7 protein-coding genes and 1 pseudogene are annotated in these 11,610 nt (G+C 49.5%); all 8 read right to left on the bottom strand.

All coding sequences use genetic code 11. From position 1 onward, the window contains the following. Positions 1–158 precede the first annotated feature (158 nt). Complete coding sequence (locus tag ACJHYW_RS01935; RefSeq protein ID WP_000804421.1) at positions 159–1,052, bottom strand: PhzF family isomerase; 894 nt, start codon at positions 1,050–1,052, stop codon at positions 159–161. A gap of 79 nt (positions 1,053–1,131) precedes the next feature. Then, on the bottom strand, positions 1,132–1,812 hold the full coding sequence (gene narI / locus ACJHYW_RS01930; RefSeq protein WP_000617131.1) for a respiratory nitrate reductase subunit gamma: 681 nt from the start codon (positions 1,810–1,812) through the stop codon (positions 1,132–1,134). Beyond that, positions 1,809–2,504, bottom strand: coding sequence for a nitrate reductase molybdenum cofactor assembly chaperone (gene narW / locus ACJHYW_RS01925; protein WP_001166366.1), 696 nt, complete (start codon positions 2,502–2,504; stop codon positions 1,809–1,811). The genes narI and narW overlap by 4 nt, the downstream gene beginning before the upstream one ends. Continuing rightward, positions 2,504–4,048 (bottom strand): nitrate reductase subunit beta, encoded by a 1,545-nt coding sequence (gene narH, locus ACJHYW_RS01920; RefSeq protein ID WP_000702551.1) that lies wholly within the window; start codon positions 4,046–4,048, stop codon positions 2,504–2,506. The genes narW and narH overlap by 1 nt, the downstream gene beginning before the upstream one ends. After that, complete coding sequence (gene narZ, locus ACJHYW_RS01915; protein ID WP_001361907.1) at positions 4,045–7,785, bottom strand: nitrate reductase Z subunit alpha; 3,741 nt, start codon at positions 7,783–7,785, stop codon at positions 4,045–4,047. The genes narH and narZ overlap by 4 nt, the downstream gene beginning before the upstream one ends. Positions 7,786–7,879: 94 nt before the next feature. Further along, positions 7,880–9,268 (bottom strand): nitrate/nitrite transporter NarU, encoded by a 1,389-nt coding sequence (gene narU / locus ACJHYW_RS01910; protein ID WP_001207900.1) that lies wholly within the window; start codon positions 9,266–9,268, stop codon positions 7,880–7,882. Positions 9,269–9,577: 309 nt separating this feature from the next. Continuing rightward, the gene (locus tag ACJHYW_RS01905) at positions 9,578–10,834 is read right to left on the bottom strand and encodes a leucine-rich repeat domain-containing protein (protein ID WP_000671703.1); all 1,257 of its coding nucleotides are present in this window, start codon (positions 10,832–10,834) and stop codon (positions 9,578–9,580) included. A 443-nt stretch (positions 10,835–11,277) separates the two neighbouring features. Beyond that, positions 11,278–11,565, bottom strand: a pseudogene (locus tag ACJHYW_RS01900) (leucine Rich Repeat family protein); the annotation flags it as partial. Positions 11,566–11,610 lie beyond the last annotated feature (45 nt).

The following is an 11,610-nucleotide window of genomic DNA, read 5'->3' as shown; positions in this document are numbered from 1 at the left end:
AAAAATCGCGGAAGGGATGAAACAACAGCGCCTGACGGCGCTGTGTCTGGCATGCCTGCAATCCGGGAAACCGGACCAGGAAAAAACTTGCAGGCCATAACAGTATCTACATTAGTCCGGTTGTAGACCTGATAAGCGAAGCGCATCAGGTAAAGGTTTCAGAGTTCAATTTCCCATTCGGCATGGAAAAGAATCACCGCTGTGCCAGAAATGGTGACTTTCTCCGGTTGGTTATCTCGAATTGTCACCGTCACATCAATTACACCATCACGCCCCAATGCGCGCCCCTGATGGCCTTTAACACGCAACACGTTGCCATCGTGTGGCAATACGTTGTGATGTACTAACCATGCACCCATCGGGCCATTGGCATTGCCAGTCACCGGATCTTCCACAATACCAATCGCAGGCGAGAACATGCGACCATCGGTTTCGTTTTTGCCTGGGCGGATCTGGAACGGGAAGAAACCATTGCAGCCAATCTGTTTGCTGATTGTGGTCAGCGCAGCAAGGTCAGGCGAAAGGGCGTCGATATCCACTTCCGGCTTCAGTGGAATCATCACTTTTGAGTGTCCTGTGGTAGCCACCTGGATTGGCAAGCCTTGCAAAATATCGTCTTCAGTGAGATGAAGCGCGTTGATAATCGCTGCACGTGTTTCACCTTTCAGCGGTGGCTCAAAGCCTGGAGTACCTTGTTCCAGCGAAATACGATAATCATCATTTTGCTTTTCGATAGTCACACGATGTTTTCCTGCCAGCGACGTTTGCCAGACGGTGCAATTTCCTAAACCTAACACCTTTGCACGTACATAGTGCGCAGCTACTGTCGCGTGACCACAAATCGGAACTTCAACCGTTGGCGTAAAGTAGCGGATGCGCACATCGCTGTCGTCGCTGTGCAGCAGAAAAGCAGTTTCCGAATGACCTAACTCGCGGGCGATAAGCTGCATTTGCGCTTCGCTAAGATTATCGGCGGGGAAAACAACACCGGCAGAATTGCCGCGAAACGGTTGAGAGGTAAAAGCATCGACGTGGTAAACCTGCGGTTTCATTAATGTTCTCCTGTGGCTGGAGAACTATCATAGCCTGCAAGTGGCCGGAGAGCGAAGAGCTATCCGGCCCGCGAGAGAATTAACGCCGCGAACGCACAATCTGATACCGACGAGTAAAGTACTCAAACGGCGCGCTCCAGACATGCACCAGTCGGGTGAACGGGAAGAGCAGAAAGATGGTCATTCCAAGCACCAGATGAATGCGGAATATAAAGGCGACACCATCAAGATGCGTAGATGCACCGCCCTGGAAAGTGACAATGCTTTGCGCCCAGCCCACCAGCTTCATCATTTCACTGCCGTCCGGATGTTGTGCTGAAAAAGGAATGGTGGTTAACCCAAGAATGCACTGAATTAACAAAATGGCGAGGATCAGGATATCCGCACCAGAAGACGTCGCCCTGATACGCGGATTTGTTAAACGACGCACCAGTAGCCCCGCACCGCCAATCAGCGTCAATACCCCGCATATTCCGCCGAGGATCATCGCCATTAGTTGTTTCGCTGCCACTGGCAAAAACCACGCGTACATCCAGTGCGGCGTTAACATGCCGAACAGGTGCCCGAAGAAAATCCCCAAAATGCCGATATGGAACAGATTCGACCACAGCACCATACCACGTTTATCCAGCATCTGGCTGGAGGCGGCGCGCCAGGTATACTGCCCGTAATCGTAGCGCAGCCAGCTTCCAAGGATAAAAACCGTGCCACACAAGTACGGGTAGATATCGTAAAAAAAGACGTTCAGATACTGAATCATTTCCCACCTCCCGCACTGATGTCGACATACTGCGGCGCGACATCCTGGCTAAAGCGTCGCTGATATTGATTAAGCGGCGAGCTGTCACACGCCGTGGCGTTATCTTCAATAAACTTCACCTGTTCTTCTTCCCACACCGCATCCAGCGCCTGGCGGGTGTCGTCACGCTCTTCACTGCGAATCTGTTTTGTGACGCTGTCACTTGACAGAGGGCTTCCTGCCAGTTGCAACAGGGTGTCAAATAACGCGTACCACGGTGCCTCGCGTTGTTTTAAGCGTCCGCCAAGCAGGGCGAGGATCGGCGCAACGTTGAGCAAGCCTTCTTTCGCCTGATCGTCCGGCAGTACGCTTAAGTACTCCAGATACAGCGGCAGATAATCGGGCAGTTCTCGACAATCCAACTGCAGACCGACCTTTTCATACTCCGCCAGCAGGTCCACCATTGCCTGGCCGCGATCGCGGGACTCGGCATGAACATGTTCGAACAGCAGCAGCGATGTGGTACGTCCACGGTCAAACACTTCGCACCATTCGGCCTGTTTATCCAGCAGCGGCGCGTTAAGCAGGTTGCGGGTAAAATCCGTAAGCATCGGTGCGTCGCGGCGGATCAACGCCAGCGCGTCCTCCTTACATTCCCACAACAGCTCGTCCGGATACTCCATCAACAGGCCGATCACTTTGAGGATCTGCATTATTCGCCCTCCGCTTTGTCGCGCACTTCGGTGATGTTGATGGCATCGATACGGCTACTGTTGAACAGGTTGAATTTGCTGTCCGAGCCGTGGCAACCGTCGCCAAAGGTAAAACCGCAGCCGTTGCGTTCTGCGAAGGCATCGCCCGCCATTTCCCGATGGCTTGTCGGGATGACAAAACGGTCTTCATAGTTGGCAATGGCGAGGTAACGATACATCTCTTCGACCTGGGCGACGCTCAGACCTACTTCGTCGATGGCACGAGTATCAGTAACGCCTTCCACGGTTTGTGAACGCATATAGTGGCGCATCGCCATCATCCGTTTCAGCGCCCGCAGTACCGGACCGGTATCACCGGCACTCAACATATTGGCGAGATATTGCACCGGAATACGCAGGCTTTCGATGGCGGGCAGCACGCCTTCGCTTTTCGGCAAACCTCCCGCATCAGCGTAGGACTGAATCGGTGACAGCGGCGGAACGTACCAGACCATCGGCAGGGTGCGGTATTCAGGGTGCAGCGGTAGCGCCAGTTTCCAGTCCATTGCCATTTTGTAGACTGGCGAACGCTGGGCAGCGTCAATCACGTTTTGTGGAATACCTTGTTTCAGGGCTTCCTCGATCACCGAGGGATCGTGCGGATCGAGGAACACTTCGCACTGGCGTTCATAGAGGTCAACTTCGCGCTCGGTGCTCGCCGCTTCCTCGATGCGGTCGGCGTCGTAAAGCAGCACGCCCAGATATCGGATGCGACCCACGCAGGTTTCTGAGCACACGGTGGGTTGGCCTGACTCAATTCGTGGGTAACAGAAGATACATTTTTCTGACTTGCCGCTTTTCCAGTTGAAGTAGATTTTTTTGTACGGACAACCGCTAATGCACAAACGCCAGCCACGGCATTTATCCTGATCGATCAGCACAATGCCGTCTTCTTCGCGTTTGTAGATAGCGCCGCTTGGGCAGGTCGCCACGCAACTGGGATTGAGACAGTGTTCGCACAAGCGCGGCAGGTACATCATGAAGGTGTTTTCAAACTGCCCGTACATCTCCTTTTGCATGGCCTCGAAGTTGCGGTCACGGGCGCGTTTTTCGAATTCGCCGCCCAACAATTCTTCCCAGTTTGGCCCCCAGATCACTTTGTCCATCCGTTTGCCGTCAATCAGTGAACGCGGGCGAGCAGTAGGGATATGTTTGCCTTCCGGTGCGCTATGCAAATGTTCGTAGTCGAAGGTGAAAGGTTCGTAGTAATCATCAATCTGCGGCACCACCGGGTTGGCGAAGATTTTGGTTATTACGCCCATCTTGCTGCCCAGACGCGGGCGGATCTTGCCATTCACATCACGCACCCAGCCGCCTTGCCACTCTTCCTGATCTTCCCAGTTTTTCGGATAACCAATGCCCGGTTTGGTTTCGACGTTGTTAAACCATGCGTACTCCATGCCTTCGCGTCCGGTCCAGACGTTTTTACAGGTCACCGAACAGGTATGGCAGCCAATACATTTATCGAGGTTAAGCACCATGCCGACTTGCGAACGTATTTTCATTTTTTCGCCTCCTGAACCTGATCGCGACCTTCATCATCCAGCCAGTTAACGTTCTTCATCTTGCGGATCATGATGAATTCGTCGCGGTTCGAGCCGACGGTGCCGTAGTAGTTAAAGCCCCAGGCCAGCTGCGCGTAACCGCCAATCATATGCGTTGGTTTCGGACAAACGCGGGTGACCGAGTTATGAATGCCGCCGCGCATGCCAGTTACTTCCGAACCAGGAATATTCATAATGCGTTCCTGGGCGTGATACATCATGGTCATGCCCGGCGGTACACGCTGGCTGACCACCGCGCGGGCCGTCAGCGCGCCATTGGCGTTAAACACTTCCACCCAGTCGTTATCGACAATGGTCAGTTCACGGGCATCGGTTTCGCTGATCCAGACAATCGGTCCACCGCGAGAGAGCGTCAGCATTAGCAGGTTTTCACTGTAGGTTGAGTGAATGCCCCATTTCTGATGCGGTGTCAGGAAGTTAAGGGCTTTCTCCGGGAAGCCGTTTGGCGGTATCTGGCGCATTTCACTGACGCTACGGGTGTCGATAGGCGGGCGATAAGCCACCAGACTTTCACCAAAAGCACGCATCCACGGATGATCCTGATAGAGTTGCTGGCGTCCCGACAGCGTGCGCCACGGAATTAACTCATGAACGTTGGTGTATCCCGCGTTATAGGAGACGTGATCGCTTTCCAGACCAGACCATGTGGGGCTGGAGATAATTTTACGTGGCTGCGCCTGAATATCGCGAAAGCGAATCTTCTCGTCCTCTTTGTGCAGCGCCAGATGGGTATGTTCGCGTCCGGTGATCTCGCCCAGCGCCTGCCACGCTTTGACTGCAACATGACCGTTGGTTTCCGGTGCCAGCGCCAGAATCACTTCTGATGCGTCAATGGCGGTGTCAATCAGCGGACGCCCCTGTGCCGGGCCTTCACGTTTGGTGTAGTTGAGTTTGCCGAGGAAATCGATTTCATCCTGGGTATTCCACGAAATCCCTTTACCGCCGTTGCCAAGTTTGTCCATCAATGGCCCGAGCGAGGTAAAGCGTTCATAGGTAGCAGGGTAGTCGCGTTCCACCGCCACAATATTGGGCGCGGTTTTACCTGGAATCAGATCGCATTCGCCTTTGCGCCAGTCGAGCACTTCACACGGCTGGGAGAGTTCTGCCGGAGAGTCATGTAGCAGTGGTTGTAATACCACGTCGGTTTCTTTGCCAAGATGACCCACGCACAGTTGCGAAAATGCTTTGGCGATACCTTTGTAGATTTCCCAGTCGCTGCGTGATTCCCACGCCGGATCGACCGCCGCAGAAAGCGGATGAATAAACGGATGCATATCCGAGGTGTTCATATCGTCTTTTTCGTACCAGGTGGCGGTGGGCAGAACGATATCGGAGAACAGGCAGGTACTGGACATACGGAAGTCGAGCGTCACCAGCAGGTCGAGCTTGCCTTCAATCGCCGCAGTTTGCCACTCGACTTCTTCTGGTTTGATCCCGTCGCTGGCACCGAGTTCCTGACCCTGAATCCCACTTTCGGTTCCCAGCAGATACTTCTGCATATACTCGTGACCTTTGCCGGAGGAGCCAAGCAGGTTAGAACGCCAGACAAACAAATTACGCGGATGATTGCTGCCGCTATCTGGTTGTTCGCAGGCCATACGTAAATCGCCCGATTTCAGCGCCTGGGCGGTGAATTCTGTGGGAGATAATCCGGCCTTGTCGGCTTCAGCTTTAATCCCGAGCGGATTACGCCCCAACTGCGGCGCAGAAGGTAGCCAGCCCATACGTTCGGCGCGAACGTTGAAATCAATCAGATGACCGCTGTACTTACTGGCATCGGCAAGCGGTGAAAGTAACTCCTGAGCAGAGACTTTTTCATAGCGCCATTGGCTGGAATGATTGTAGAAAAACGAGGTGCTGTTCATCTGGCGCGGTGGTCGGTTCCAGTCGAGCGCAAAAGCCAGAGGCAGCCAGCCGGTTTGCGGGCGCAGTTTTTCCTGACCGACATAGTGTGCCCAGCCGCCACCGCTTTGCCCGACACAACCGCAGAAGATCAGCATATTGATCATCCCGCGGTAGTTCATGTCCATGTGATACCAATGGTTGACGCCAGCACCGAGAATAATCATCGAACGCCCATGCGTTTTATGGGCGGTATCGGCAAATTCACGGGCGATGGTTTCAATATACTGGCGCGGCACGCCGGTAATTTGCTCACCCCAGGCTGGGGTGTACGGTTTGATTTCAGCGTAATCTTTCGCGCTGTTTTCATCTTCCAGCCCGCGATCGAGGCCATAATTCGCCAGTACCAAATCATAAACGCTGACGACCGGACAGGTGTTGCCATCGGCTAATGTCAGGTTTTTAACGGGCAATTGGCGCACCAGGACCGGATTGTGTTTTACGCGGCGAAAATGCGGATTTTCAATGCCGCCAAAGTAGGGGAAGGCCACGCCTGCAACGGCATCATGTTGACCGAGCAGAGTTAACGACAATTCGTTTTCCGTACCGGCGGCAATGGATTCCAGATTCCATTTGCCTTTTTCTCCCCAGCGAAAACCAATCGAACCGTTCGGCACCACCAGTTCACCTGCGGTATTAACTGCCACGGTTTTCCACTGCGGATTATTGCTTTCGCCCAGTCCATCTACCAGGTCAGACGCGCGGACCATGCGCCCGGGAACGTAGCTGCCGTCGTCGCGAGGTTCCAGCATTACCAGCATCGGCATGTCGCTGTAGCGGCGGCAGTAGTTGATAAAGTAGTCGCTGGGATTATCGAGATGAAACTCTTTTAAAATGACATGGCCCATTGCCATTGCCAGGGCACTATCAGTGCCTTGTTTCGGTGCCAGCCACTGGTCGCACAATTTGGCCACTTCAGAGTAGTCAGGGGTAATGGCGATGGTTTTAGTGCCTTTGTAGCGTACTTCGGTAAAGAAATGGGCGTCCGGCGTACGTGTCTGCGGTACGTTAGACCCCCAGGCGATGATGTAACTGGAGTTATACCAGTCGGCAGATTCCGGTACGTCGGTTTGCTCGCCCCAGGTCATCGGCGAGGCGGGCGGCAGGTCGCAATACCAGTCGTAGAAGCTTAAACAGGTGCCACCTAACAGCGACAGATAACGTGTTCCGGCGGCGTAAGAAACCATCGACATCGCCGGGATCGGCGAGAAACCGGCAACGCGATCCGGGCCGTAAGTTTTGATGGTCCAGACGTTAGCAGCGGCAATCAGCTGGTTTAGCTCCTGCCAGTTGGAGCGGATAAAGCCGCCGCGTCCACGTACTTGTTTGTAGCTCAGGCACTTTTGCGGATCGTTCATAATTGATGCCCACGCCAGTACCGGATCGCTGTGTTGCTTGAGGGCTTCGCGCCACAGTTCAATCAGTCGTTTACGAATGAGCGGGTATTTCAGGCGGTTAGCGCTGTAGAGATACCAGGAGTAACTTGCGCCACGCGGGCAGCCGCGAGGTTCGTGATTTGGCAGGTCAGGGCGAGTGCGCGGGTAGTCGGTCTGTTGGATTTCCCAGGTCACCAGACCATTTTTAACGTATATTTTCCAGCTACAGGAGCCTGTACAGTTAACACCGTGGGTGGAACGCACGATTTTGTCGAACTGCCAACGCTGGCGATAGCTGTCCTCCCAGTCGCGGTTGCTATGCATCACCTGTCCGTGACCATCGGCAAAGGTTTCGCCCTTTTGTTTGAAGTAGCGAAAGCGATCCAAAAGTTTACTCATGACATAACTCCTGCTCCAGGAATGAATTGGGATCTGATGCCTTGTCGGACGCGACACGGTTGTAGCCTGATAAGACGTGTCAGGCATCGATCTCTTATTTTTGGCTGAACTTCCGCCGACCATAAACCAGCCAGGTCAGTAGCACGCAAACGATGTAGAAGATTAAAAACACTTTCATCGCGCCCACCGGAGAGCCGGTCATATTGAGCGACATGCCAAACGCCTGCGGAATAAAAAAGCCGCCCACTGCGCCAATGGCTGAGATAAAGCCCAGAGCGGCTGCCGTTTCGGTGACGGCTTCTCTTTGAGCTTGCTCATCACTACCGCCTTTCATCTTCACCCGATAAATGGTTATCTGGCGAAAGATGACGGCGATCATCTGGAAAGTAGAACCACTTCCCAGACCCGCGGTCAGAAACAGCCCCATAAATACGGCGTAAAATGCGATGAAATTACCGGAGCCTGTGCCCGGTAAGGTAAGGAACAGCAGGGCGCTGAAAATCGCCATAAAAATGAAGTTGATCAACGTCACCCGCACGCCGCCGAATTTATCGGAAATAGCACCACCAAGCGATCGCGCGATGGCACCGATAAATGGGCCAAAGAACGCCAGGCGCAGAATATTCACATCCGGGAACTGAGTTTTCGCCAGCATGGCAAAACCCGCAGAAAAACCGATAAACGAACCGAAGGTGGCAAGGTAAAGCAGGCTCAGCAGCCAGAGATGCAGGCGTTGTAACACTGGCAGCTGGTCGGCAATTGACGCGCGTGAACTGGCGATATCATTCATCCCTGACCAGGCGGCGATCGTGGCAATCGCCAGTAATGGCACCCAAATCCATGCGGCATTCGCCAGCGACATTACCGAACCGTCGGCCTGCGGTACGCCATTGACGCCGAGAAAGGCAAATACGGGTACAAAAATGACCAGCGGTGCAACCAGCTGCATCACACTTACACCTAAGTTTCCTAATCCGCCATTAATCCCAAGTGCGCTCCCTTGTTTGGCTTTTGGGAAGAAGAAACTGATATTGCCCATGCTCGAAGCAAAGTTCGCACCTGCAAAACCGCATAGCAAAGCGATAACGATAAATATCCCAAAAGGAGTATTCGGATTCTGCACGGCAATTCCGAGCCAGACGCAAGGAATAATCAGGATTGCAGTACTAAAAACCGTCCATCGGCGTCCACCGAATATAGGCACCATAAAGGAGTAGGGGACACGCAATAATGCGCCAGAAACGGAGGGTAATGCGGTTAATAAAAAGAGTTGATCGGTAGTGAAATTAAAACCGATTTTATTGAGATTAACAGTAACTGCGCTAAATAGCATCCAGACACAGAAGGCAAGAAGTAGACAACTGACTGATATCCAGAGGTTTCTTCGTGCAATATGTTTTCCTTTATTTTCCCAGAAGGCCGGATTTTCTGGTTTCCAGTCGCGTAAAAGATAACGACTATTTTTCTCATTTTGCAGTGCCATATTGTTCCTCACATGCACACATTGGTAATGAAAAAAAGACAAAACAGGAGGTAAGGCGCAATAGCCAGTTATTAGAATTAAGGATGAATCAGGTGAAGTGCTGATTAGAAGAATAGATAAGAAAGCGTAACTGCGGGGGCAGAATGTGGATTAAACAGACAGATATGTGTTACTAAATGTAACCATTAAACGGGGGTTAATCTTTGAACGTATGTCATGTTTCAACCCTTCAGATCGTGAATCTAAAGGGTTGCATATTAACTATATTCTCAACAAGACCAGACACTTATAGAATTAGTGATGATTTATTCACTGAAAAGGCCATGAGCTGGAGGAAAACGATCTGTCCAGAAAGTCTATCGGTTCCTCTCTTATCGCCTCATTGTAATAATCGTTATTACAGTAAGTATTGTTTATTTCATCTAATGTCATATTTTTAATTTTTATATTCATCTGATTTACAACTTCTTCTGTTTTATAAGTGTGTATATTATATGGGGTATATGCTTCTTTAATAGTATAGTGAAACAATTCGTTATCCACATCTACTCCGTCAGAGTGAACTTCAAATGCACCAGGCGAAAGAATTGCCAGGCCAGTATTAAGCTTAAGTGCTGGGGAAAATAAATTAAATAACATGAGCTGCATAGTAGGGCAATTGTTCTTCCCAGAAACATTTAAAAAATTTAAGTTTTTGCTCTGTTTTATTATGGGGAATAAAGTTCCAATATCGGATGTATTCTTAGTGTCAATGCGGGTTATTTTATTATTGTCCAGCCTTAAACTTTTGATAGATGAAAGATAAGTCAGGAAATGAAGGTTTATTTTTTCCAACTGATTGTTCGCAGCGTTTAATGTCTGAACATTGCAGAAGTTGCTAAAGAATATTTTAATTTCAGAAAGCAAGTTGTTGTTGATAAGTAACGTATTCAAGTTGGGGAATAAGGCATTATGTAAACTTGTTAGTTTATTATGGGATAGATCCAGCAGTAAAAGTTCATCTTTATTTCCTGCCACAATATCAGTTAATTGATTGTGGCTGAGATTCAGGTACTGCAGCCTTTCGCAACATTCTAATTGCACAAACTCTAGTTGATTATGTGCCGCACTAAAATAAGTAATTGATGAAAGCCGATCTATATCAATATTTCTGAGAGAATTATTATTCATAGATATATGTGTAATGCTTACATTTCTACCTTGAGGAAAATTTATTGACTCAAGAGCATTACTATTCAGACTAAGCTTTACGAGTCTATCGTAGGTGGTTGTATCAAAATGTGTGAGTTGGTTATTATCAAGATTGATAGAGGTGAAGTTTTGCAGCCCTGGTGGTTGGGTAGTTAAATTAAGTCCTGATAAATCAATATCATTCTGTTTCGACAAAAAAGCACAATTTATCCTTTTAGCGGCTTCGTTTCGGCATTCCGGACGATGGATTTCACCTGTAAGTATGCGTTCTGCTTTCCATTGATTTAATTCGAGCATCCAGTTAAGTTCATTTTTTTCTGGATGTTGCTGTATGGATTGTGGATTTATTTTATTAAATATTGAAGGGAATTTCATAACTGCTCCGTAGTAATGCTTTATTTTAATGATTTATTACCCTTGATAAATCAGGATGTGTTTTATAACTCTGTTGTAAAGGATTGGCTTAACCAATTATTGGATGTTGGACCAAAACCTAAGGAAGGTTTATCCTCATTATGAATATAATAACAGACGGGTGTGCCCGTTGGGTCCTTTAGCCCCGAGTGTGAGGGTAGAGAAGAGGAATTTGACTTATAGTCACCAACCCCGTACATGCGACGCATAGGCAGAATAGCTTTTAGTTCTGCGTCAGAAAATATTGTTTCTTCTTCTATTAAGGCGTACTCTCTGGAATAATATTTTGATCTATAACGAATAGACATTGAGTCATTTTCTTTTATATGATTTCCTTCGGAATTCTCGCTTACTTCTACAAGATGTTCATCGCTGGTATCGATATTTGTGATTGCCAGGTTATAAGATAAATCAATGGTCACTTCATTAGTGTCATCAATTATATTTCTTACTGCAGTCCAGTACTGCATTTGGGCAAGTGGATCATTGTTGATGCCGTTAACTAATACATGCCAAAGATGTTTTGATGATATTAATTGATCAATGTCATCTGTTGGCAATAAATTGTTATTGCTTAAGTTTAAATATTCCAGTTTTGTAGTGGTTTTCGCGTTTAAATGTGCAATATGGTTGTCGTTTAAAGTGATTTTCTCCACTATGGGGTGATTGTGTAATATAAGGTCATTGATCATGTTGTGATGGGCACTTAACTCAATCAGAGATTCTTGCCGGGAGAG

This window comes from Escherichia sp. WS3063 (assembly GCF_046486595.1).
In the GTDB taxonomy this organism is placed as follows: Bacteria; Pseudomonadota; Gammaproteobacteria; order Enterobacterales; family Enterobacteriaceae; genus Escherichia; species Escherichia coli.
This window is presented reverse-complemented; position numbering and strand designations above follow the sequence as displayed.

Bases quoted from the DNA above. Each gene is read 5' to 3' on its own strand.
- ACJHYW_RS01935 (WP_000804421.1), bottom strand. From the start codon at position 1,052: ATGAAACCGCAGGTTTACCACGTCGATGCTTTTACCTCTCAACCGTTT.
- narI (WP_000617131.1), bottom strand. From the start codon at position 1,812: ATGATTCAGTATCTGAACGTCTTTTTTTACGATATCTACCCGTACTTG.
- narW (WP_001166366.1), bottom strand. From the start codon at position 2,504: ATGCAGATCCTCAAAGTGATCGGCCTGTTGATGGAGTATCCGGACGAG.
- narH (WP_000702551.1), bottom strand. From the start codon at position 4,048: ATGAAAATACGTTCGCAAGTCGGCATGGTGCTTAACCTCGATAAATGT.
- narZ (WP_001361907.1), bottom strand. From the start codon at position 7,785: ATGAGTAAACTTTTGGATCGCTTTCGCTACTTCAAACAAAAGGGCGAA.
- narU (WP_001207900.1), bottom strand. From the start codon at position 9,268: ATGGCACTGCAAAATGAGAAAAATAGTCGTTATCTTTTACGCGACTGG.
- ACJHYW_RS01905 (WP_000671703.1), bottom strand. From the start codon at position 10,834: ATGAAATTCCCTTCAATATTTAATAAAATAAATCCACAATCCATACAG.